At 35.0% G+C, this 24,226-nt stretch carries 23 protein-coding genes; 6 read left to right on the forward strand and 17 right to left on the reverse strand.

Annotated features, from left to right (window positions below):
* Positions 1-376: 376 nt before the first annotated feature.
* From AB674_RS19575 to AB674_RS19620, 10 genes are all read right to left on the reverse strand, one after another.
* The gene (locus AB674_RS19575; protein ID WP_047778976.1) at positions 377-1,459 is read right to left on the reverse strand and encodes a bifunctional 3-deoxy-7-phosphoheptulonate synthase/chorismate mutase type II; all 1,083 of its coding nucleotides are present in this window, start codon (positions 1,457-1,459) and stop codon (positions 377-379) included.
* Between the two features lie 14 nt (positions 1,460-1,473).
* On the reverse strand, positions 1,474-2,331 hold the full coding sequence (locus AB674_RS19580; RefSeq protein WP_047778977.1) for a prephenate dehydrogenase: 858 nt from the start codon (positions 2,329-2,331) through the stop codon (positions 1,474-1,476).
* 265 nt (positions 2,332-2,596) lie between these two features.
* The gene (locus AB674_RS19585) at positions 2,597-3,742 is read right to left on the reverse strand and encodes a pyridoxal phosphate-dependent aminotransferase (protein WP_047778978.1); all 1,146 of its coding nucleotides are present in this window, start codon (positions 3,740-3,742) and stop codon (positions 2,597-2,599) included.
* A gap of 113 nt (positions 3,743-3,855) precedes the next feature.
* Positions 3,856-4,683, reverse strand: a complete 828-nt coding sequence (locus tag AB674_RS19590) for a prephenate dehydratase (RefSeq protein ID WP_047778979.1) — start codon at positions 4,681-4,683, stop codon at positions 3,856-3,858.
* A gap of 574 nt (positions 4,684-5,257) precedes the next feature.
* Positions 5,258-6,424: a DUF1501 domain-containing protein gene (locus AB674_RS19595; RefSeq protein WP_047778980.1), complete on the reverse strand. Its 1,167-nt coding sequence runs from the start codon at positions 6,422-6,424 to the stop codon at positions 5,258-5,260.
* Positions 6,425-6,435: 11 nt separating this feature from the next.
* On the reverse strand, positions 6,436-7,833 hold the full coding sequence (locus AB674_RS19600; protein ID WP_047778981.1) for a DUF1800 domain-containing protein: 1,398 nt from the start codon (positions 7,831-7,833) through the stop codon (positions 6,436-6,438).
* Positions 7,834-8,059: 226 nt separating this feature from the next.
* Positions 8,060-9,061: a KilA-N domain-containing protein gene (locus tag AB674_RS19605; protein WP_082210682.1), complete on the reverse strand. Its 1,002-nt coding sequence runs from the start codon at positions 9,059-9,061 to the stop codon at positions 8,060-8,062.
* 102 nt (positions 9,062-9,163) lie between these two features.
* The gene (locus AB674_RS19610; RefSeq protein WP_047778982.1) at positions 9,164-11,584 is read right to left on the reverse strand and encodes a ribonucleoside-diphosphate reductase subunit alpha; all 2,421 of its coding nucleotides are present in this window, start codon (positions 11,582-11,584) and stop codon (positions 9,164-9,166) included.
* Positions 11,585-11,847: 263 nt separating this feature from the next.
* Positions 11,848-12,837, reverse strand: coding sequence for a ribonucleotide-diphosphate reductase subunit beta (locus AB674_RS19615; RefSeq protein WP_047778999.1), 990 nt, complete (start codon positions 12,835-12,837; stop codon positions 11,848-11,850).
* Positions 12,838-13,173: 336 nt separating this feature from the next.
* A complete protein-coding gene (locus AB674_RS19620; protein WP_047778983.1) occupies positions 13,174-13,743 on the reverse strand; it encodes a DUF3109 family protein in 570 nt (189 codons plus the stop codon).
* A gap of 258 nt (positions 13,744-14,001) precedes the next feature.
* Here AB674_RS19620 and AB674_RS19625 point away from each other — a divergent pair, with 258 nt between their 5' ends.
* From AB674_RS19625 to AB674_RS19635, 3 genes are all read left to right on the forward strand, one after another.
* Positions 14,002-14,580, forward strand: a complete 579-nt coding sequence (locus tag AB674_RS19625; protein WP_047778984.1) for a MarC family protein — start codon at positions 14,002-14,004, stop codon at positions 14,578-14,580.
* 104 nt (positions 14,581-14,684) lie between these two features.
* The gene (locus AB674_RS19630; RefSeq protein ID WP_047778985.1) at positions 14,685-14,885 is read left to right on the forward strand and encodes a hypothetical protein; all 201 of its coding nucleotides are present in this window, start codon (positions 14,685-14,687) and stop codon (positions 14,883-14,885) included.
* 4 nt (positions 14,886-14,889) lie between these two features.
* Positions 14,890-15,495: an FAD-dependent oxidoreductase gene (locus AB674_RS19635; RefSeq protein WP_047779000.1), complete on the forward strand. Its 606-nt coding sequence runs from the start codon at positions 14,890-14,892 to the stop codon at positions 15,493-15,495.
* Between the two features lie 223 nt (positions 15,496-15,718).
* Here the strand turns inward: AB674_RS19635 and AB674_RS19640 are convergent, their stop codons facing one another.
* The 5 genes from AB674_RS19640 to AB674_RS19660 form a co-directional block, all read right to left on the reverse strand.
* A complete protein-coding gene (locus AB674_RS19640) occupies positions 15,719-16,033 on the reverse strand; it encodes a hypothetical protein (RefSeq protein ID WP_047778986.1) in 315 nt (104 codons plus the stop codon).
* A 256-nt stretch (positions 16,034-16,289) separates the two neighbouring features.
* Positions 16,290-16,655 carry a nuclear transport factor 2 family protein gene (locus AB674_RS19645; RefSeq protein WP_047778987.1) on the reverse strand — a complete coding sequence of 122 codons (366 nt, stop codon included), beginning with the start codon at positions 16,653-16,655 and terminating at the stop codon, positions 16,290-16,292.
* Positions 16,656-16,671: 16 nt separating this feature from the next.
* Positions 16,672-18,249: a S41 family peptidase gene (locus AB674_RS19650; protein ID WP_047778988.1), complete on the reverse strand. Its 1,578-nt coding sequence runs from the start codon at positions 18,247-18,249 to the stop codon at positions 16,672-16,674.
* Positions 18,250-18,681: a deoxycytidylate deaminase gene (locus AB674_RS19655; protein ID WP_047778989.1), complete on the reverse strand. Its 432-nt coding sequence runs from the start codon at positions 18,679-18,681 to the stop codon at positions 18,250-18,252.
* A gap of 5 nt (positions 18,682-18,686) precedes the next feature.
* Positions 18,687-19,280 carry a HupE/UreJ family protein gene (locus AB674_RS19660; RefSeq protein ID WP_047778990.1) on the reverse strand — a complete coding sequence of 198 codons (594 nt, stop codon included), beginning with the start codon at positions 19,278-19,280 and terminating at the stop codon, positions 18,687-18,689.
* A 171-nt stretch (positions 19,281-19,451) separates the two neighbouring features.
* Between AB674_RS19660 and AB674_RS19665 the strand changes: the two genes are divergently transcribed.
* Entirely contained in the window at positions 19,452-19,883 is a 432-nt protein-coding gene (locus tag AB674_RS19665) for a TerB family tellurite resistance protein (protein ID WP_047778991.1), read from the forward strand.
* Positions 19,884-19,989: 106 nt separating this feature from the next.
* On the opposite strand, the gene fbp is transcribed toward AB674_RS19665, so the two are convergent.
* Positions 19,990-20,997: a class 1 fructose-bisphosphatase gene (gene fbp / locus AB674_RS19670; protein ID WP_047778992.1), complete on the reverse strand. Its 1,008-nt coding sequence runs from the start codon at positions 20,995-20,997 to the stop codon at positions 19,990-19,992.
* 171 nt (positions 20,998-21,168) lie between these two features.
* Here fbp and AB674_RS19675 point away from each other — a divergent pair, with 171 nt between their 5' ends.
* Positions 21,169-21,642 (forward strand): GNAT family N-acetyltransferase, encoded by a 474-nt coding sequence (locus AB674_RS19675; protein ID WP_047778993.1) that lies wholly within the window; start codon positions 21,169-21,171, stop codon positions 21,640-21,642.
* A gap of 64 nt (positions 21,643-21,706) precedes the next feature.
* Positions 21,707-22,966 (forward strand): aspartate kinase, encoded by a 1,260-nt coding sequence (locus AB674_RS19680; RefSeq protein ID WP_047778994.1) that lies wholly within the window; start codon positions 21,707-21,709, stop codon positions 22,964-22,966.
* 111 nt (positions 22,967-23,077) lie between these two features.
* Here the strand turns inward: AB674_RS19680 and AB674_RS19685 are convergent.
* The coding region (locus tag AB674_RS19685; RefSeq protein ID WP_047778995.1) for an OmpA family protein at positions 23,078-24,226 on the reverse strand (1,149 nt) is incomplete at its 5' end.

Genomic DNA, 24,226 nt, shown 5'->3' on the forward strand with positions numbered 1-24,226 from the left:
AAAAAATCTCCCATACTTATCATAAGATGATGCAGATTAAACTTTAATTGTGAAGTGCCACAAATTCATCTTAAAAAAAGCTTACATTTTCTTACATGAACTTATATGGTTAAAAAAAATTAGCAAAACAAAAAACCTCCAACACTTTTATAAAGCAATAGAGATTTAATTTTAGTTGTGAAGCGCTACAAATTCATCGTAAACAAAACTTACATTTTCTTACATGAACTCATATGGTTAAAAAAAATTAGCAAAACAAAAAATCTCCAACACTTTTATAAAGCGATGGAGATTTAATTTTAGTTGTGAAGTGCTACAAATTCATCATAAACAAAACTTACATTTTCTTATATGAACTTATATGGTTTAAAAAAAATTAAGCATTGAAAACTTTTTCCTGATGACCAATACTTTCCTGGTGAATCGCTTTAAACATTCTTAAAACGAACTCTTCTGTAAGACCTTTTTTCTCTCCTTCCAGTATCATTTTCCCTAAAATTTCATTCCAACGATTGTTTTGAAGAATCGCAACGTTCGCTTCTTTTTTCACCTGACCAATTTCGTCTGCTACTTTCATACGTTTTCCTAATAACTCTAATAAGTTAGCATCTAAAACGTCGATATTAGCTCTTAATTTAGTCATTTTTTGGCTGTACTCATCTGTAGTATCATCCGTTTTTCTGATGGTCAAATCTTTAATGATTTGTTTCAAAGCGTCCGGAGTAACTTGTTGCGCAGCATCAGACCAAGCGTTGTCCGGATCGTAGTGCGTTTCGATAATCATACCGTCATAGTTCAAATCCAACGCTTCCTGCGTTACTTCAAAAATCATTTTACGATCTCCGGTAATGTGAGACGGATCGATGATTAAAGGTAAATCAGGGAATTTATTTTGCAATTCGATTGCAATCTGCCATTCCGGAATATTTCTGTATTTGGTTTTTTCGTAAGTAGAGAAACCTCTGTGAATAACCCCTAATTTTTCAATTCCGGCCATATGCAAACGCTCAACACCACCTAACCATAAAGCTAAATCCGGGTTTACAGGGTTTTTAACCAAAACAATTTTATCAGTACCTTTTAAGGTGTCAGCAATTTCCTGAACTGCAAAAGGATTTGCAGTTGTACGGGCTCCAACCCATAAAACATCAATATCATGCTCTAAAGCCAATTTACAGTGCGCTGCAGTTGCTACCTCAGTTCCCATAAGTAAACCAGTTTCTGCTTTGGCTTTTTGTAACCATTTCAATCCAATTTCACCTACACCTTCAAATCCTCCCGGACGCGTTCTTGGTTTCCAGATTCCGGCTCTGAATACACTTACTTTAGAATCTTTTAATTCACGGGCAATTTTCAATACCTGATCTTCCGTTTCTGCACTACATGGTCCAGCTATCACAAGTGGGTGATTTAAATTGAAATCTTCTAACCACTTTCTCATTTCTTTTTTATTTTCCATCTTTTTTTTTTAGTTTATTTTTTAATAGTAATTCCGTTTAATATCTCTTTAATTTTATTTACACTTTCCATTTCTTCAAAAATGGCATTATAATTATCATCTGCTAATAAATCTTTAAACTGAGTCAGATTCGCAATATATCCTTCTAAGGTTTCAATTACATACTCTTTGTTTTGTTTAAAAATTGGTGTCCACATAGCCGGTGAACTTTTGGCCAAACGAACGGTACTTTCGAATCCACTTCCCGCCATATCAAAAATATCCTGTTCGTCTTTTTCTTTATTCATTACCGTTTTTCCTAGCATAAACGAACTAATGTGCGACAAATGCGAAACGTAAGCGATGTGTTTGTCGTGCGAAATCGGGTCCATATATCGAATCCGCATTCCGATTTCTGCAAAAAGTTGCAATGCTTTTTCCTGCAATTTGAAAGTAGTTTTTTCTACTTCACAAATAATATTCGTTTTCCCTTGAAACAGTCCTTTTATTGCTGCCGACGGTCCCGAAAATTCTGTTCCTGCAATCGGGTGAGTAGCAATAAAGTTCCTTCTTTTGGGGTGATTTGTTACGGCATCGCAAATTGGTTTTTTGGTAGAACCTACTTCAAAAACAATCGTTTTCTCACCAACCAAATCCAACACTTTCGGCAAAATCGTCAGTGCGACATCTACCGGAACCGAAACAATTACAAAATCGGCTTCCCCAAGATCTTCCAACTTCCCTACCTGATCAATAACCCCTAAATCAATTGCTTCCTGCAAGTGTTCTTCGTTATTGTCAATTCCAAAAATAGTCGCCTTCGAATGTTTCTCTTTGATGTCTAACACCATCGAGCCCCCTATTAACCCTATTCCTATTACGTATACTTTCATTTTTATTTTTATTTAAAGCTTACTCCTGCAATCCGCTGTATCTTTTATGGTGAACCCCACCATAAAAGGATGCCACTTCTATCAGGGCTAGGGCTTTTTGTTTTTTCAAGACCTTTATATTTTCATCATTTTTTGTCATTCCGAGGAACGAGGAATCTTCGCAAGTAACTCCTTAATCAAAAAAACCAATCTTTGTCGACCTTGCAACGGAGATTCCTCGTTCCTCGGAATGACAAACTCTGCCGAAAAATCTAAAATCTGAACTCTAAAATCTATCTATCGCTTCTTGTACTTTTTCTTCTTTCACACACAATGAGAATCTGATATATCCCTCACCATTGCTTCCGAAAATAGTTCCGGGTGTGATGAAAATATGTTTCTCGTATAATATCTCGTCAATGAACTTTTCTGCAGATGCAATTCCTTCCGGCAATTTTGCCCATACAAAAAGTCCAACGCCTTCTGCATACACTTTACAGCCTAATTTTTCTGCCAATTGATTTGTCAATTCACGACGGCGTTTGTAAATTTTATTTTGTTCTTCAAACCAGGATTTACCACAATTTAAAGCAGCAACCGCTCCTTTTTGAATTCCGTAAAACATACCACTGTCCATGTTACTTTTGACTTTCAGTACTGCATCAATAACTTCTGCGTTTCCTAAAACCATTCCGACTCTCCAGCCAGCCATGTTGAAAGTTTTACTAAGTGAATTCAATTCCAAAGCCACTTCTTTTGCCCCTTCTACCTGCAATAAACTCATCGGATTATCATTCAAAACAAAACTATACGGATTGTCATTGACCAATAAAATGTTGTGTTTTTTAGCAAAAGCAACCAATTTTTCAAATAACGCTAAACTTCCTCTTGCTCCTGTTGGCATGTGTGGATACCCCAACCACATGATTTTTACTTTCGAAAGGTCTAATTTTTCCAAAGCTTCGAAATCCGGTTCCCAAGCATTTGCTTCCTTCAAATCATAATATACCGGAACAGCCCCAACCAAATTAGTTACCGAAGTATAAGTCGGATAACCTGGGTTCGGAATTAAAACATGATCGCCTTCATTCAAAAAAGCCAGCGAAATATGCATGATTCCTTCTTTTGACCCCATTAACGGTAAAATCTCCGTATTCGGATTCACGTCAACACCAAACTGATTCTGATAAAAATCTGCCATCCCTTTTCTCAACTCCGGCAATCCCTGATAACTTTGATAGCCATGCGCATGCTCTTCCTGAATGGCCAATTGCACCGCCTCAATAACTGCTTTCGACGGACTCAAATCCGGGCTTCCGATTCCCATATTGATGATAGACTTTCCTTCAGATTGCAGTTGTCTCACTTCTCTCAATTTGGAAGAGAAGTAGTATTCTTCAACTGTATCTAATCGTTTTGCTGTTGTAATCATGTTTTTTTTGCTTTATGCTTTAAGCTTTAGGCCATAAGCTCTATTAATTAAGATTTGAAACTTGGAGTTGGAATTTGGAATTTGGAATTTCAAAAATTTTGGAATTTCCCCTCCTATGGTTTCGTATTCTTATATTCTCCTAACACTTTAAAATACTCTGCCATTATATTCAGTAACGCTTTTGCTTTGGCAAAATCTTCGTATTTCTCGAAGGTTACGTCTACGAAAAACGAATATTTCCAAGGCGTTTCAATTTTCGGGAGCGATTGAATTTTTGTTAAATTCAACTGGCAGTCACTCATTACATTTAAAACTGCTGCCAAACTTCCTCTTTTATGATCCAACTCAAATTTGATTGACGCTCTGTTTATTTCGTCCTCTGGCAAAAATGAATTCTGCTTTTTGATGATCACAAAGCGGGTCATATTATTTTTGATCGTCTGAATCTCCGGTGCCAGAATCGCTAAATCATACATTTCAGAAGCCGTTTTACTCGCAATTGCCGCAATTCCGGTGAGTTGTTTTTCCTGAATTCTTCTGGCTGTTTCTGCTGTATCTTTATCTTCAACCAATTTAATATTGGGATATTTTTTCAAGAAATCCATGCATTGCAAAATGGCCATCGGGTGAGAATGAACTTCTTTTATATCCTCTATTTTCTGCCCTTTCAAAGCCATTAAATTCTGATGAATGCTCAAATAATGCTCTCCAATAATGTGTAAATTATTCTTATCAATCAAAGCATAATTAGGAATAATTGGCCCTGCAATAGAGTTTTCAATCGCCATCACGGCCTGATCGGATTTTCCCGAAAGCAGACTGTCAATTAATTCCTCAAAAGACAAACATTCATCAATAGCCACATTTTCAGAGAAATACTCTTTCACTACCTGATGATGAAAGGAACCTTTTATACCTTGTATTGCAATTTTCGTTGTCATATATTCAAAAAAAAATCCTGATTTTCATCAGGATTGTATATTAGTTTTATTTGTCTTTTACTTTTCTCAAATAACCATAGCACAATCCTCACTTCTACTAAAGAAGAAATAAAAAGAGTTGCTAAAATAAAAACGGTTATTAGTCATTTTGTTTGTGTTTTTCAATAAATACTCTGCGAATGTATAAATTATTTTTACTGCACCAAAAAAATTAATACATTTTATGAAACAAAAAGGGATTCCTTAACAAAATTACCCTCTTTTGTACGATAATGTAAAAAATAAGTCTTAAAATGAGATATAGTTAATTGGTTTTGAGGAAGATTCTGAGTTGCTGAGTTGCTTAGACGCTAAGATTTTACCTAGATTCTGAGATTAAAAGTATCTAAGTCGGTACGCTTTCTACTTCTTATGTCATTTCTCGACTTCGCTCGAAAGGACAAAAGGTGCTCCGTTTCTATTTTTCGCAATTTTGTCATACTGAGGAACGAAATATCTTCACAAGATAATCCATCCACTTTGGTCATCAAATAAGTTGTATTTAAAAACAAGTGAACAGTGTCTTTTCCCCACTTCAAAACAACCCAACAACAGGCTCATTCTTTATTCCAATTTTAGAATAATCAAAACCCATCTTTTGCTGTAATAAGGAAGCGTAAACACTTCTAAAATCAATCTTGTATTTTAAATCCCCATTATCGAGATTAGACAAATCGGGATTATCTCCTAAAACGGTTGCTTTATTATTTCCTCCAATAATAAACATTGGCGCTGCAGTTCCGTGATCTGTACCATTCCCGTTGTCTTTTACTCTTCTTCCGAATTCAGAAAAAACCACTACGGTAACATTCTGAAGCATTTCAGACTGTTTTAAATCCTGATAAAAACGAAACAACGCGTCATTCAACTCCGTTAGTTTTCTCTCGTGAATGGCGAGCTGATTATCATGTGTATCAAAACCGTTAAGGGACGTATAATATATTTTCGAATTCAAATTTCCTTTGATTAATCTCGCAATCCATTCTAAATTTTTCGCCAATCCGGTTTTAGGATAACTGATTTCCGTTTTAGATTTTGCTAATGCTTTCTGAATTTCATCAGAACCTTCGGTAACCGAATTGGCAATTTTACAAACAAAATCCAATTGTGGATTATCAGACAGTATTACATTTTCTTCTTTATCTGATTTTACTTTAAACCGATTCGGGTCTTTTACTGTAATGGAATTGGGTTCAATTCCTTTTAAAGCCAAATTATCAATAGCATCTAAATTGATTCCGGCTGTTGGATCGTGTTCTTTGCATTGTAAATCTAAATATCGTCCCAACCAGCCTTCGTTTACATACTTGTTAGAATCTGTTGCTGTCTGCCAAATTTCCTGACTTCTAAAATGGGAACGAATAGGTTCCGGATAACCTACATTCTGAATTACTGTTAAATCACCGTTCTGCTGCATTTGAGCAAAATCTTTTAATGCCGGATGAAATGCCATTCCCTTATTTTTGCCTACAACGACATCTTTACTCAAAGCAATTTTGGTTCTGTAATCGTAATACAATGGATTATCGTAAGGAATAAAAGTATTCAACCCGTCGTTCCCTCCGTTTAACTGAACAAAGACCACACACTGCGCTCCAACAACCAAATTAGACTGCGCTCCATACGCATGTAAAAAATCAGGAAGCAAAAGCATTCCTCCCGTAAATGTTCCTGTTATCGATAAAAAATTTCTCCTATTCATAACTAAGACTTCTAGATTAGTTGATATTCCGGCAATTTTGTTATATAATTGAACAATCGGATCACCGCAAAATTGGCGTGTGACTCTTTTGGATCAAAATCATATTTGAGCAAATTCTCCATGTCTTTTTGCACCCCTTCATTTACGGTAAACAATAATCTGTCAGACAATTCAGAAATGATCGTTTTATTATTTCCATTAGAATCAAAATCAATTTTCACATTGATCTTATCGAATTCTATATTGGTTTTATCCCCTGTATTGATGATCGTATTTAATGTCTTTCTGGAGACACTTCTACCACTGCAAAGTAAGTCTGATGTAGTATTGCGTTGTAAATATATTTGAGAAGTCAGCCATGAATTTCCTCCGTCCCAACCTTTTACATTAACCTGATTGTATAAATCCATTCCTTGTTGCCTCAGAAAAAGAGCAATCAGAGCATTATCAAAATCTTTAACTTCCAACTCCTCAATTAGCTGCAAAATATAAACTAAGGGGTTTTTGATTTTAGTGCCCGGATTTTCTTTGGCGTATTCTTCGATAAAAATCTTAGTTAACAAAGGTTCGATTTCGAAATTCTTCTTTCGAAAATAATCTCCATAATAAACCACCAATTCTTCTGACGGATTATCATAAACAAACCATTTCAAAATTTTTCGGGTAATTAGATAGGGAATGTTTTTTTGCTCAAAAATGATATCAACAAGATCATCTGCTTTCCAATTCCCTGTTTTACCGAAATAGGTTTTATCGGTATTATCTTCAATAAATTTTCTGTAAACCGCACCGTCTTCACCAAGATTTAATCCGGCCAGAGCACGCGCACCGTTTTTAATATCACTTTCTGTGTAATTTCCAATTCCGATAGTGAATAATTCTAATAATTCCCGGCTCAGATTTTCGTTAATCTTATCCTTTTTGTTGTCTACATTATCCAGGTATTTGACCATCGCATTTGACTTCACGATTTTCTTGGTAAGTTCTTTGAAGTTTCCAAAAGCATTTTCACGCAAAATCATATTGTGCTGGTAAATCCAATAATTGACTTTTACTTTTTGTGAAGTGGATACAAAATGATTGTGCCAGAAACAAACCATATTTTCCCGAAGCGGAAATTCTTCTGTTCGCATTTTGTCAATCCACCATCTTCGCAGTTCAATTCCGGAATAGATTGCTTTTTTCAGCATCTTCTTTTTTTCTTCAGAATCAACCTTTTTTATGGATTGTTTTAATTCTTTAAGTTCTGCAAGTGTTTTAGGATCATCTTCGAGAAATACCGGAAGCTGTTTATCAAACTTTGCTTCATAAGATTTCTTTAGAAATTTTTCTAATCCTAATTGCTCTATTTTGCTGGCTTCTTTTCCTGAAAAACCTAATCGCAACGACCAAATATTGCTTTTTTTCATAACAACAGGAATTATTTAGAAATAAGACTTTTGTTTTTGAAAAAGGTTTAATTTGAAGATTCTGAGACACTAAGATATTAAGATTTTTATTGACTTGCCTTCAAAATAATTAAACTAAGATTGTGCTTGAAATATTACTGTTTAACATTAGGAGAATAAAACGTAAAAAAAAGACCATTACCTAAATATAACAGTCTTCATTCAAATTTCGCAAAGAATTCACCAACTATTCGTTATTATTCTCTTCTGATTTATTCTCTATTCCTTTTTGTCTAGCATTAAACTCTAAAAGATTTTTCTTACTTGCCTCTAAAATATCTTTTTTTGATTCTGATTCAATTTTATCAGGAGCAAAATTTTCAGCATCAAGGTATGTCATCTGATTAGATTTTTTAATTGACTTTATCATATCTACTTTTGAAAACTGTACCTGTTGCTCTAAAGCCATTTGTCTCAAAAATTCAAATCTTTGACTTTTAGGAGTTCCCAGTTTTATTAATTGTGAACTGAAAGACTCTAAATTAGACATAACAAGCAAATCATTAATACTTGAAAAATCTCTCATGTTCTTACCTTCTTTTGAATGCTTTGGATTAGCTTCTTTCCATTGCTTTGCAGTATAACCATATAATGCCAGATTCAACAAATCAGCTTCATTGGCATATTCTATACTTAGTTTTTCAAGAGGTAAAACACTATTAGGAATTATATGCTTCTGAACTGCATCCGTATGCAATACATAGTTTAATTTTGTCATAAGACGCCTAACATCCCATTCTAGATTATATTGATTACTTTCAACTTGTTTTAATCTTTGGTATTCTTTAAAGAGATAAATTTTAAAAACGGGGCTTATTGCTGAGCCAAACTCCATGGCAATATCTCTATGAGCATAAGTTCCACCATTTCGTCCTGCTTTTGAAAACATTCCTATAGCATTAGTGCCCTCTACCCAACCATTTACACTTAAAGTAAAAGAAGGAACACCGGCGTTTCTTCTAAAGTGGTCATATTCGACCACTTTAAAATTAGGATTATAAAGTGTTTCCCAGGTTCCCATAAATTCTATTGTTGAAATACTTCTGAGCCAGTTCTTTATAACGTCTGCTGCTCTAGCGTCTCCCGCTTTTGCACTTACCATATCTGTTAGACATATATAATCTTCATTATCCATTGTACATATAGAAACCGGAGTACTGTCAACAAACATTTTTTGCACTTTATTCATTTTAAATTTTATTAAGAACAAATGATTTTTTAGCAGAGATATTTTTGTTTAAAAAAAGCAGTTACCTCACGATAACTGCTTTACTATATTTAAACTCTAAAATTAAGACCCACACATTTCGCAATCCTCAGGATCTGCTGCTTGTGCTTTAAGCAACATTGCTTTGTATTCTTCAACGCTAATAGGCTCTGTTTCCGAAGCTACAGTTACCGGTGCTGCTGTTGTAGACGCTGCTGGTGCTGTTTCTTCTTTTTTATCGTTGTTTAAGGTGAATTTAATCGCATCTACCGCAGATTTCGTTCTTAGGTAATACATTCCTGTTTTTAAACCCGATTGCCATGCGTAAAAGTGCATAGAAGTCAGCTTAGAGAAATTAGCATCCTGCATGAACAAATTTAGCGATTGAGACTGGTCAATAAAGTACCCTCTCTGACGTGACATGTCTAAGATATCTTTCATAGACATTTCCCAAACTGTTTTATACAATTCTTTGATATCCGCCGGAATTCCGTCAATGTTTTGGATAGATCCATTGTGACGCATGATTTCCTGTTTCAACGTTTCATTCCAGATTCCCAGTTTTACTAAGTCTTCTAATAAATGTTTGTTTACCACGATAAACTCTCCTGAAAGTGTTCTTCTGGTGTAAATATTAGAAGTATAAGGCTCAAAAGCTTCGTTGTTTCCTAAGATCTGAGAAGTCGATGCGGTTGGCATTGGCGCTACTAATAAAGAGTTACGAACTCCATGTTCCATAACTTCTTTACGTAAAGAAGCCCAGTCCCAACGTCCTGATAATTCCTCGTCTTTCATTCCCCACAAATTGTATTGGAATTCTCCTTTAGAAATTGGAGACCCTTCAAATGTAGAGTACGGCCCTTCCACTTTTGCCAATTCCATAGAAGCGGTAACGGCAGCAAAGTATAAGGTTTCGAAAATTTCGTGATTCAACTGTTTTGCTTCGTCACTTGTAAAAGGCATTCTTAACATGATAAAAGCATCTGCTAATCCCTGAACTCCCAAACCAATTGGTCTGTGACGTACATTAGAATTTTCCGCTTCTTTTACCGGATAGTAATTTCTGTCAATTACTTTATTTAAATTCAAAGTTACACGTTTGGTAACATCAAATAATTTATCGTGATCAAATTTGCCGTTTTCAACAAACATTGGCAATGAAATAGAAGCTAAGTTACAAACTGCAACTTCATCAGGAGAAGTGTACTCAATAATCTCCGTACATAAATTTGAAGAACGGATTGTTCCTAAATTCTTTTGATTCGATTTACGGTTAGCCGCATCTTTATACAACATGTACGGAAGTCCCGTTTCTACTTGAGACTCCAGGATTTTCTCCCAAATTTCTCTCGCTTTTACTGTTTTTCTTCCTTTTCCTTCTGCTTCATAACTTAAGTACAAAGCATCAAATTCTTCACTGTGTACTTCTGATAATCCAGGGCATTCGTTTGGACACATTAACGTCCATGTTGAATCTTCCTGAACTCTCTTCATGAATAAATCCGGAATCCACATTCCAAGAAATAAATCACGGGTTCTCATTTCTTCCTTACCGTGGTTTTTTCTCAAATCAAGGAAATCAAAAATATCAGCATGCCAAGGCTCAATGTACATGGCAAAACTTCCTTTACGTTTTCCTCCACCTTGATCCACATAACGAGCCGTCATATCGTATACACGCAACATTGGAACAATTCCATTAGAAGTTCCGTTAGTTCCGCTGATATAAGAACCTGTTGCTCTAACATTGTGAATCGCTAAACCAATTCCTCCTGCCGATTGCGAAATCTTAGCAGTCTGTTTCAAAGTATCGTAAATACCATCAATACTATCGTCTTTCATTGTCAATAAGAAACAAGAAGACATTTGAGGTTTTGGCGTACCTGAATTAAACAAGGTTGGTGTAGCATGCGTAAAGAATTTCTTAGACATCAACTCATAAGTCTCAATCGCAGAAGCAATATCGTCTTTATGAATTCCGATAGAAACACGCATCAACATATGTTGTGGTCGCTCTACGATTTTACCGTTTATTTTTAATAGATAAGAACGCTCTAATGTTTTAAATCCAAAATAATCGTAATTAAAATCACGGTTATAAATTATAGTTGAATCCAGAACCTGAGAATTATTCTTAATTACTTCGAAAACATCGTCTGCCAATAAAGGAGCTTCTTTTCCTGTTCTTGGATTAACGTAATGATACATATCCGACATCGTTTCTGAAAACGATTTTGTCGTATTAGAATGTAAATTAGAAACTGCGATTCGAGCTGCTAATTGCGCATAATCGGGATGTGTAATCGTCATAGAAGCAGCTGTTTCAGCAGCAAGATTATCCAATTCCGAAGTAGAAACACCATCATACAATCCTTCAATAACACGCATGGCTACTTTTACAGGATCTACAAGTTCATTCAAACCGTAACACAATTTTTTGATTCTGTCTGTAATTTTATCAAACATTACCGGCTCTTTACGTCCATCTCTTTTTATTACATACATAAGCTTACTTTTTTATTGTTATTGAAAAAATGAAAGACATTGGAATAACGAATTCCAATACTTAAACATTGTGTGTTTTATTATTTTATTTTGAGAATTACAGGATTCTCAATAGTTAGCTGATTCCAATTTGAAAAACAAATTGAAATTGAGTTAAAATAATTGAATCCTCGATTTGGAAAAGGACTTCAATCTTAAAAATACGTTATAAAAATTTCATCATTTTTAGTGTGTTGGGGTGCCACTAAAATTATTCTTGTTGTTTAAAAATCTGCATCAAAGCTAATTTTCTGAGAATCACTATCTCCGCCTGAACCACTATTCATAACTCCGGCTTTTTGATATTCTGAAACCCTTTTTTCGAAGAAATTGGTTTTACCTTGTAAAGAGATCATGTCCATGAAGTCAAATGGATTTGCAGATCCATACACTCTTTCACAACCTAACTCTACAAGTAGTCTGTCTGCAACAAATTCCAAATATTGTGTCATTAAAGTAGCGTTCATACCGATCAAACTTACCGGAAGAGATTCTGTAACAAACTCTCTTTCGATACTTAACGCATCTACTATAATTTCTTTAATTCTGTCTTTTGGAACTTTGTTTATCAAATGGTGATTGTGCAAATGCACTGCAAAATCACAATGTACACCTTCGTCACGAGAGATTAGTTCGTTAGAAAATGTTAAACCTGGCATTAATCCACGTTTTTTCAACCAGAAAATAGAACAAAAAGCACCTGAGAAAAATATTCCTTCAACAGCTGCAAAAGCAATAAGTCTTTCTGCAAACGAATCCGATTCGATCCATTTCAAAGCCCACTCTGCTTTTTTAGCAATAGCAGGAAAAACTTCTAAGGCATTAAACAACTCCGCTTTTTCTGCTTCGTCTTTTACATAAGTATCAATTAGAAGAGAATAGGTTTCGCTGTGAATGTTTTCCATCATGATTTGAAAACCATAAAAGAATTTAGCTTCAGCATATTGTACTTCGTTTACAAAATTCTCTGCAAGGTTTTCGTTTACAATTCCGTCAGAAGCAGCAAAAAAGGCTAAAATGTGTTTTACAAAATAACGTTCTTCATCTGACAATTTATTATTCCAGTCATTTAAATCCTGATGTAAATCGATTTCTTCTGCCGTCCAAAAACTAGCTTCCATCTTCTTATACCAATCCCAAATATCGTGGTGTTTGATAGGAAAAATTACGAAACGATTTTTATTTTCTTGCAATATTGGCTCGACTTGTGACATGGCTTTTATGTTTAATTTCTGCACTCTTTTTTTACTTATTCAGTAGAGTACAAAGATTGTCATTTGTAGCCAAAAATAAAAGCCAAACTTATTCACAATCGGGCGTAGTTTTTAACAACAGTCAAAAAGTAGGATATTTTTCATACAAGTGTTAAAATATTGTAAATGAGTATTTTAAAAGCCATATCAAGACCCCGCACGCCCATAAAACATAGACTTTTAATTTAAAAAAACAAGGAAATTAGGATTGTTTTTTAAACTTTTTTCAATCGTTACTTTTGCTTTTTTCGATCCTTTTAGAAGCATTTCTCAGCAATAGTAAAGGCTGCCGAATTTTTATGAATTTTTAAGCTCCTGTGCTACTTTTTCAAGTTCCATATACCAGTCTTCTCCAAAGCGACGAATCAAGGCTTCTTTGACAAATTTATAAACCGGAACTTCTAACTCTTTACCCAAAGAACAGGCATCGTCACAAATTTCCCATTTATCATAATTAACTGCTGCAAACTCTGTAAAATCTTTTACACGAATTGGATATAAATGGCAAGAAACCGGTTTTTTCCAATCTACGATTCCTTGATTATAAGCTTGCTCGATTCCGCAAAGAGCGGTTTTTCCGTCAAAAATAACGTAAGCACAATCTTTATTGTCGATTAATGGTGTTTCAAGATCACCATCAGTTCCTTTTACCCAGGTTCCCTGCGCTTCAATGGCCGCAATCCCTTCTTTTCTCAAAAAAGGTTTTACCTTATCATAAATATCTTCTAAGATTTTCGTCTCTGCTTCACTTAAAGGTGCCCCCGCATCTCCATCGACACAACACGCCCCTTTGCAAGCTGACAAGTTGCACACAAATTCTTTTTCAAGAATATCTTCTGAAATAATGGTTTTTCCTAATTGAAACATGATACTAAAAATACTGAATTTATAAAGTGCAAAGATAGTCAAACTATCTTGATGTCTGTACGATAAATCCAAAGCAAAAATAATCCCTGCATTTCACCTACAAATCAACAAAACAAATCGTGAAATGTTATAAATATCACTTTTTTAATCTAAAAAACATGTTTTTATAACAAAAATGCAGGATTAGATTTTAAACAATAAAAGCCCTAACTTTATTATTTACATTTGCACCACATTTAACCTCTAAACAAATAAGGTATGTTAGAAATTGATTTTAAGGAAATTATCACTGTTGGAATGGTACTTTTTGCAGTAATTGATATCGTGGGATCTATTCCGATCATTGTAAATTTAAGAGCAAAGGTTGGCCACATCGAATCTGAAAAAGCTTCTCTTGTTGCCGGAATCATCATGATTGTTTTTCTTTTCGTCGGAGAAGGCTTCCTTAACATTATAGGTATTGATGTGCATTCTTTTGCCGTTGCAGGTTCGTTTGTCTTATTCTTTCTTGCCTTAGAGATGATTTTAGGAATCCGTATTTATCGTGACGAAGAACCGGGATCAGCTTCTATTGTTCCTTTGGCCTTTCCACTGATTGCAGGAGCCGGAACGATGACTACTTTACTTTCTTTACGCTCACAATTTCACACCATCAACATTATCATAGCCATTGTACTGAATATCATCTTAGTATATATTGTTTTGAAATCATCTAAAAAAATCGAAACTTTATTAGGAGAAAATGGACTTGGAGTGGTTCGCAAGACATTTGGAGTGATCCTTTTAGCTATTGCTGTTAAATTATTCGCTGCTAATGTTAAAGGTTTGTTCGTCTAACAGATATTTTTATAAATTTACCCCATAAAATTTAAAACAAGTGGTTTTACAGCATGTATTGCAGTAAAATTTCATTTTGTTATTTTAGACAAACAAACAGCCATATGAAAATTTTCACTTCAATCTTAGTGCTTTTAGCATTAGCTTTAATTGTTTTTAATATTACGTTATTGGACTTTAAGAATCCTTTTCAAGGAGACAGTGCGGTAGCTTTTATTGGAATCGCAGCTTCATTTTGCGCCGTTTTGATTCTTTTGATTTTTAGAATTTCCAAAAAAATCGAAGAAAAAACAAATGGCAGATAATAATATGTTTGACACTTTAATTATCGGCGGAGGCGTTTCAGGTATCTCTTGCGCTCTCGTTTTAGGATCAGCTAAAAACAAAGCTTTTGTTACCGATAAAAAAATAGGGATTTTCACTCATCAAAAAAATTCTTCTTTACAGGAGGCTATCTTCTATAATGCTTACGGTATATCTCCCGGTAAACTAGGTTCAGAATTACTTTTTGAAAGCACACAGGACTTAGCTCAAAGCTACCCACACATTACACAGATTCCAAACGAAAAAGTAATCAAAGTTGAAGGAGCTTATCCTGAATTTACGGTTACAACAAATAAAAGCACGTACCAAACCAAAAGCATTGTTATTGGAATAGGCTCTGCTAATACTTTTGATATTGAAGGTTTACTACAGTATATTGAGCCTCACAAAAAAGCACTTCCAGAAAAACAACGCATTCAGCTTAAAAACGACGATCATCTAGTAACAGATGGTATTTATGTGATCGGAACTTTAGCAGGCTGGAGAAGTCAATTGGCAATAGCAGCCGGAAGTGGCGCTGCAGTTGCTACAGATATTCTTACTTTATGGAATAATGGTGTGCAGACTCATGCACATGATAGTATTCGATAAAGACTCATGACATTTATTTAACCGCAAAGTTCGCGGGGATTTACGCAAAGGACGCAAATTTATAATGAATTCATATCACTTATGTAGTTTGAGAAATCTCGCGAAGTCGCAAAGCACGCAAGGAGGTTAACACAAAGAGTACAAAGCTTTTTTTGTATTCAGACTTAGTTGACTTGATTACTCTCTAAAATAACAACAAACCTTTTATTTTTTGTTTATCTCCTTAACAAAAGAAAAACAACAACGTTCCACAAAGAGCCACTAAAAAAACACTTAGAAAACCTACAATCGCCAGACGTTTTAAAGAAACTACATTAACCTTCTTTAAAACAATTTTATCACGGAGAAAGTTAACAAGAATCAGAACACTTATTCCTACTGATCCAAGTACAGAAACCCCTACTACCCGTTTAAAAAACGACAAAGGAAGTTCATTAACTAATCGTATTTTCTCCTCATAACTTCCAATCCAAAAAAAACTAAAAAAGGCTGTTATGCTGACTATAATTGCAATAAACAATCCATTAACTATTTTCAAGAGTTTTTCATTTAAGATTTAAACTAAATCACCAGAAGCGCAATAAGTAACCATTAATACAGGACAAAAAGTTTCTTATGCACCTAGATTTAGCAGATTTACTTGTTTCAGAATAATCGAAACGCTGCCTTTTTTGCTTTCTCCACTTAAAAAAAAAATCCGCTAAATCTGCAAAATCTGCGAGAGAAAGCTAATCACAAGTTTTTAAGATTTATTTCCCTAAGGATAAAGCGCTACAAAAATTTTTATTCAGAGCTTACTTTAGTTCTGTACAGCTACCGGCAATTACTTTTAAACCTTCTTCGAATTGTTTCCAGACACGAATGTATCGAAAAACACCATCGAAAGGCTGATTATCGTAGGCTCCTTTAAGCAAAACGGAAACACTGACAACAGCTGTATCTTCAATAACATTAATCAGTTGATCTGACGCTTCGATAACCTCAATTTTCATTAAACCGGAACGATACGAATTCAAATCAAACTCTTTAGTGATCGTCTGTCCGCCAGGTAAATTAAAAAGCAAGTCATCATGCAACATTCTTTCTAAAGCAGACACATCTGCATTTTTAACCGCCAATAAAAGTTCAATCTCAGCATTTACAACATTGCTATCTTCCATAAAAAAAGAGTTTAAGTTACTTTTTTGAGTTCAAAACTGCTTTGACCATGGCATCGTCTTTTAGAATCACATTATAATAATACAATTCACCGTATAATTGACGGGCAAACTCTGCCGTGATATAACGATTTACCAATGCCTTGGTTTTATCTAATTTTAGATCTAAACCTGTGGCCAGAATGTAATTTTTAAATTTTTTAAAATACACATCTGAGTCTTTCATTTTTACCAAAAACTCATTAAAATGAAGTCCTGCAAAAGTATTTCTGTTTTTATCGAGTTCTTCAAAAACAAAATGCCCTACGATTCCGGTTTGAAGCAGATAGGCTACATTTTCATTTCCGTGCTCTGCTTCCATCGGTACAAAAACATCCGGAACGATTCCGCCACCACCGTAGACGATTTTTCCTTTTGGTGTTTTAAATTTTAAGGTATCGGCTATTTTTATGCTGTCTTTCGCATAAAGTTCACCTGATTTAATACGATCTTCGGACTCTTTGTAATATTCTTCATTTCCTTTTTTATAAGGCTTCTGAATCGATCTTCCGGTTGGTGTATAATATCTCGCTACCGTCAACCTTACGGCTGATCCGTCGTTGAAATCCATTTCGCGTTGTACCAATCCTTTTCCGAAAGAACGACGACCTACAATAGTTCCACGATCATTGTCCTGAAGGGCTCCGGCCAGAATTTCACTTGCTGATGCACTGTTTTCATTAATCAGAACATATACTTTACCATTTTCAAAACTTCCTCCTTTATTAGCAAATGTTTTTTCGGTAGATCCATTTTTGCTTTTGGTAAAAACAATCAGTTGTTTGTCTTTTAAAAACTCATCACCAATAGCCACGGCTTCTTCCATATAACCGCCTCCATTATCACGAAGATCAATTATCAGGGATTGGATTCCTTTTTGCTGTAAACGGGTTAAACCTGCTTTGAATTCTTTATAGGTTGTTTCCGCAAAACGATTAATTTTTATATAACCCGTACTTTTATCAAGCAATATAGAGGCATCAACACTTTTAATTGGAATGATATCTCTCTTAATTTTAAACTTAAGTTTCTTTTGCTCCGATTTTCTAAAAACGGTCAATTCAATTTCAGAACCTTTTATTCCTTTTAGTTTCGAAAACAAACTGTCAGAAGGCAGTCTTCTGCCAAATAATTTCGTTTTACCAGCAAATAAAATCCGGTCGCCCGATTTTAATCCGGCTTTTGCTGAAGGTCCGTTCTCAACAGGTCTGATGATCGCAACGGAATCTTTGTACATATAAAAATTAATTCCGATACCCACAAAATCACCTTTCATGCTTTCAGCCACTTCTGCTTGTTCTGTTGGTGGAATGTAAACGGAATGCGGGTCTAATTTTGAAAGGATATTATCGACCGTCAAGTTTACGATCGAGTCGGTATTCACACTGTCAACATACTCATTATTGATAAAATCAATAAGTTTGTTGAGTTTTGTTTTGGAGTAATTTCTAGCCAAAAGCTGATCCTCTACGGGAGCATTCATCAGGCTTCCTAGAACTATGCCAAGAGCAAAAACAGCTCCTACAACAATGGGTAAGTATTTTGAATTAAATTTCATCTATTCTTCTAAAACGGGAATATGTAATACTTCTACACCTGCTTTTATTAAAAACTGAATTCCGGAATCGTCACGGTAACCATTCTGATAAACCACTCTTTTGATCCCCGACTGATGGATTAATTTACTGCATTCTTTACAAGGAGACAATGTGATATACAACGTTGCTCCTTCGCAAGATTGCGTTGATCTGGCTACTTTCAGAATGGCATTGGCCTCAGCATGCAAAACATCCCAGCGTGTCAAACCTTCTTCATCTTCGCAGCAATTCTCAAATCCAGATGGCGTTCCGTTGTAACCATCAGAAATAATCATCCGGTCTTTTACGATAATAGCTCCTACCTGCTTGCGTTTACAATAGGAGAGCAAACTCCATTCTTTGGCAATTCGCAAATACGCTTTATCGTATTTATTTATTTTTTTTAATTCCATTTATTTTATCTGTTCCAAATAGGGCTTTCAATAATCATGGGAATGACAACTCCCACAATAAAAGCCGACATTACCAGTGCCCAATCGCGTTTTGAAAAACGAAAAACAGTCTGCACTATATAAGATAGTATCAAAACCACAAAAACGACAACCAACTGTGCTACTTCAATTCCTAAAGCAAACTCTCCCAAAGGTAGTAATTTTGAAGTTGCCGAACCACCTAATATAGTCTTGAAATAATTCGAAAATCCAAGTCCGTGTATAATTCCAAAAAACAAGGTCACAAAAAACAATAAATTCACACCATCATTCTTAGATGTCTTTCCTGCCGTAAACAAATGATATAAAGCGGTTATTAAAATCGTAATCGGAATCAAAAATTCAACAAGATCTACTTTTACCGTAATAATACCAAAAACAGAAAGCACTAAAGCTACGGTATGACCAATTGTAAAAACAGAAACTAAAAGCAAAATACGTTTCCAATCCTTGAAGGCATAAGGAACTGTTAATGCGATTAAAAAAAGAACGTGATCATAGGCGTGTATATCTAAAACATGCTTTAATCCTATTTGAAAATAAATCCAAAACTGTGACATAAAAATTCTACTATTATTGATTAAGGGTCTGTAAACTTACGATTAATTTTGAAAACTAAAAGAGCGGCCACAGTAAAACAACTTATAAAAATTATGCTTAATTTTATGAGAAATTTAAAATTGTTAAATTAAAATAAGATTTATCTTTGTTTTATAAAAAACCGATTAATTATGCCATTTTCAGAATTATTTGATAACGAATTCAAACAAAGAAACAGAGGCCATTTCTCTGCAATTGTTCGTGTAGCTTTTGCTGACGGAAAAATTAATGACGAAGAGCAAGCCTTTTTGGACAAACTAGCTTCAAGATTAGAAATCTCAGAAGAAGAATACAAGGAAATCCTTAGTGAGCCTTGGAAACATCCAATAAATCCTCCTTACTTACACATACAACGCATAGAGCGTCTGTATGACTTAGCACGTATGGTACATATCGACCACCATTTGGGAGATCAACAAGAAATTATGCTAAGACGTATGGGGTTAGCTTTAGGTTTTACTCCGGGTAATGTGGATTATATTGTTTCTAAAGCACTAAGCCTGGTAGATAAAAAAGTAGATTTAGATACTTTTTCATTCGAAATGGAGAATATGAACAAATAGAAAGTTTGCAGTATTCAGTTGCAGTAATCAGTTACTGAGACTGGATACTGAAACAAAAAAACATAACCCGACAGGTTTTTGAAACCTGTCGGGTTTGTTTTTTTTATTATTGAGCTTCGGCCATAAATGCTTCAGCTTTCTCAACCATATTATAACTTCCGCAGAAGAACGGTACTCTTTGATGCAATTCAGTTGGTTGGATTTCCATGATTCTTCCAAAACCATCTGTTGCTTTTCCGCCTGCTTGCTCTGCAATAAAGGCCATTGGATTACATTCATACAGCAAACGCAATTTCCCTTTTGGTGCTTTTGAGCTTGTTGGATACAAATAAATTCCGCCTTTAATCATATTTCTATGAAAATCAGAAACTAAACTTCCAATATATCTTGAAGTATACGGTCTGTCCTCTTCTTCTCTCTGACAATATTTTATGTAGTTTTTTACTCCTTGTGGAAAATGCACATAATTCCCTTCGTTTACCGAATAAATATGCCCGTCAACCGGAAATTTCATATTAGGATGTGAAAGATAAAACGTTCCGATAGCCGGATTTAAAGTAAAACCATTTACACCATGACCTGTCGTATAGACCAACATTGTCGATGTTCCGTAAATGACATAACCCGCCGCAACCTGATTAACTCCCGGCTGTAAAAAATCCTCGCTAGTAACCGGAGTTCCAATTGGTGTAACTCTTCTGAAAACTGAAAAAATAGTCCCTACAGAAACATTCACATCAATATTTGAAGATCCGTCTAAAGGATCCATTAAAACCACATACTTATTATTATGGGCATTATCACTACCCTGAACAGTAATAAAATCGTCGTTTTCTTCAGAAGCAATACCACAGACAATCTCACGGTTAATTAACGTCTGGATAAATACTTCGTTTGCATAAACATCTAATTTCTGCTGATCTTCTCCCTGAACATTTTGTTCGCCGGCAGCGCCAACGATGTCCACTAATCCTGCTTTGTTTACTTTATAGTTCACGACTTTCGCCGCCAAACGTATAGAGTTGATAATCCGGGATAACTCCCCTGACGAGTATTGAAATGCTTTTTGATTCTCAATAATAAACTCTCCCAGTGTTTTATTGCGTTCTTCCATTACTAAATCGTTGTAGTTTTATTTTTAAGTCACAAATATCGTTTTTTTTGTGAGAATGATTTAAAAATTATTTTGTTAGTTTGCTACTATTGTATATTTGCTAAACAAAAGCAAAAAGCAACCGATAAAAACATAATATTTTAGCTAATAATCGCTTAATAATAAGAATATATGAATATTAGAAAAGGGAATCCTGAAGACATGAAATCGGTTTTAGGACTAATACAGGAGTTGGCTGTATTCGAAAAAGAACCTGAAGCGGTCACCATAACGGAAGATGATTTAATACGTGATGGTTTTGGCACAAATCCTTTGTTCCATGTTTTTGTGGCAGAGGTCGAAAACGAGATTGTTGGAATTGCATTGTATTATTATCGTTACTCAACGTGGAAAGGTAAAACTATCCATCTGGAAGATCTGATTGTAAAGGACAAAATGCGCGGATCCGGTTTGGGATTTGCCCTTTATTCTGAAATTATGAGACAGGGAAAAAGAGATCAGGTAAGAAGAGTGGAATGGAATGTGCTGGATTGGAATACACCGGCGGTTAAATTCTACGAAAATTCAGGAGCAAAAATCCTTGACGGATGGCAGGTAGTTCAAATGGACGAAGACGGAATTAATTCGTTTTTAGAAAAATTATAAAAATAAAAATTATTAAATACCGTAGAGGCGCGGCAGTGCGTCTCCACAATACAAAATTAATATAATGAGAGTATTTAAATTTGGTGGAGCATCGGTAAAAGATGCGGAAGGAATAAAAAACGTATACGACGTTTTACAAAAAGTAGGTTATGAAGATGTGATTTTAATAGTTTCGGCTATGGGGAAAACCACAAATGCGCTTGAGGTGGTGATCAAGAATTATTTTGATAAATCTCAGGAGTTAAATTCATCTGTTCAGGAAATAAAGAAATACCATAATCAGATTTTATTAGATTTATTTGAAGATGAAAAAAATGCCGTTTTTACAGCTGTAAAAGAGCATTTTTCTGAGTTAGAATTTTTCTTAACACATAACAAATCACCTAACTATAATTTTGTTTACGATCAGATTGTAAGTTTTGGTGAACTGATTTCAACGACGATTCTGAGTCATTTCATGAATTTCATGGGCATCAAAACACAATGGCTTGATGTTCGTAATTTCATCAAAACCAATGCAAACTACAGAGATGCAGAAGTAGATTGGGAAGTTACACAACAAAACATCAGCAAAAATGTTCCGAGAAAAACATTAAACATCACTCAGGGATTTTTGGGTGCTGATGAAAATAACTTCACTACCACTTTAGGGCGTGAGGGTTCTGATTATACTGCCGGAATTTTTGCTTATTGCTTAAATGCTGAAAGTGTAACAATCTGGAAAGATGTTCCGGGAGTTATGAATGCCGATCCGCGTTATTTTGAAAATGCGAGTTTGTTAAACCAGATTTCGTATCGTGAAGCTATCGAATTGGCTTTTTACGGAGCAACGGTTATTCACCCGAAAACGCTGCAACCTTTACAGAAAAAAGAAATTCCGTTATACGTAAAATCGTTTATTAACCCCTTATTAAAAGGAACCTGTGTTTCTAAGGGCGTTGATTTAGAGCCACAATATCCTTGTTTTATCGTAAAAAGAGATCAACTTTTAATTTCGCTTTCTTCGATCGATTTCTCTTTTATTATGGAGGAAAATATCAGTGAAATTTTTGCTTTGTTTCATGAGTTTAAAATCAAAGTGAACTTAATTCAAAATTCAGCGATTAGTTTCTCGGTTTGTGTGGAAGATAAATTTGGGAATTTTAATGAATTGAATACGATACTGTCGAAAAAATTCAAAGTAGATTTTAGCGAAAATGTGACTTTATATACAATCCGTCACTTTACGGAACAAGCTGCGCAAACAGTTGAAGAAAACAAAGAAGTCTTACTGAAACAGGTAAGCCGTGAAACGATGCAAATCGTTACTAAAGAATCTAATTAGTTTTTTTTAGGTTAAAAAATAATTTGCGAAAGAGAAGCCGTCTCAATACTAATTAGTGTTAAGACGGCTTCTTTTTTGTTCTTTTTAAAAAGGCTCAAAATTAAGCTCTTTTTAAAGGGCTGTGATAATAAACTCACTTCGTCTGTTTTGTTGGTGCTCCTCTTCTGTACAAGGAACGCCGTCTGCACATTTGTTTACCAATTGTGTTTCTCCATAACCTTTACTTGTTAATCTGTCCGGATTTATTCCATTTTTTACAAGCCATTGCAGAGTAGATTTAGCTCTGTTGTCAGACAAAACCTCATTGTATTTAAAATTGGCGCGACTATCGGTATGAGAACGAATATCAATTTTCATTGTTGGATAATCATTTAATGTAGCCAGTATTTTTTCTAAATCCAAAGCAGCTTCAGGACGAATGTTATATTTGTCCAGGTCAAAATAGATCATTTTTATACCAAAACATTTTCCTAAATCATCTCCCACTGTTACATTACGGATAGACTTTTCAAGAGCAATAGATAAGGCTGTTTTTCCGGTTGATTTTCCGGTTATTTTTTCAATTGTAATGCTCACTTCTCGGGTGGTGTAGTCTGTTTTTTGGACTCTTACATTATAGGTTATACCACATTCGACAGGAAAACTATAAGATCCCGTAGCGTCCGCAATTGTCGTAGCTTTTATCTCCATCTGATTGTTAAACAAAGTTACTTTTGCTCCGGATAAAATGGCTCCCGTTTCAGCATCAGTAATGAGTCCGCTTAGTTCTTGGATGCATTTTAGTCTTTTGGTCTCCAAAAATTTATAAATATCATCGGAACCTTGTCCACCTTCTTTATTGGAGCTAAAATACCCTTTTCTCGAAACAGGATCAATGATGTAAGCAAAGTCATCTTTTGGTGAATTAACATCATTTCCGAGATTTTGAATGTTACGGACCGTTCCGTCTTTTGTAATTTCACCGACAAAAACATCCAGACCACCAAGTCCGGGATGTCCGTCAGAGGCAAAATAGATTTCATTCTCGGCTGTTACATACGGGAAGGTTTCTTTACCCTCGGTATTAATACTGTTACCTAAGTTTTCGGGCGTTCCGAAATCACCATTACTGTTTATAGCTACTTTGAAAATATCAGACTGCCCCAATGTTCCGGGCATATCAGAAGCAAAGTATAATGTTTTCTCGTCCGGACTCAGAGCAGGATGAGCAGTACTGTAATTGTCACTATCAAAAGATAATGGTGTTACATTGGCCCATTT

The sequence above is a fragment of the Flavobacterium sp. ABG genome, assembly GCF_001027725.1.
GTDB lineage: Bacteria > Bacteroidota > Bacteroidia > Flavobacteriales > Flavobacteriaceae > Flavobacterium > Flavobacterium cupriresistens.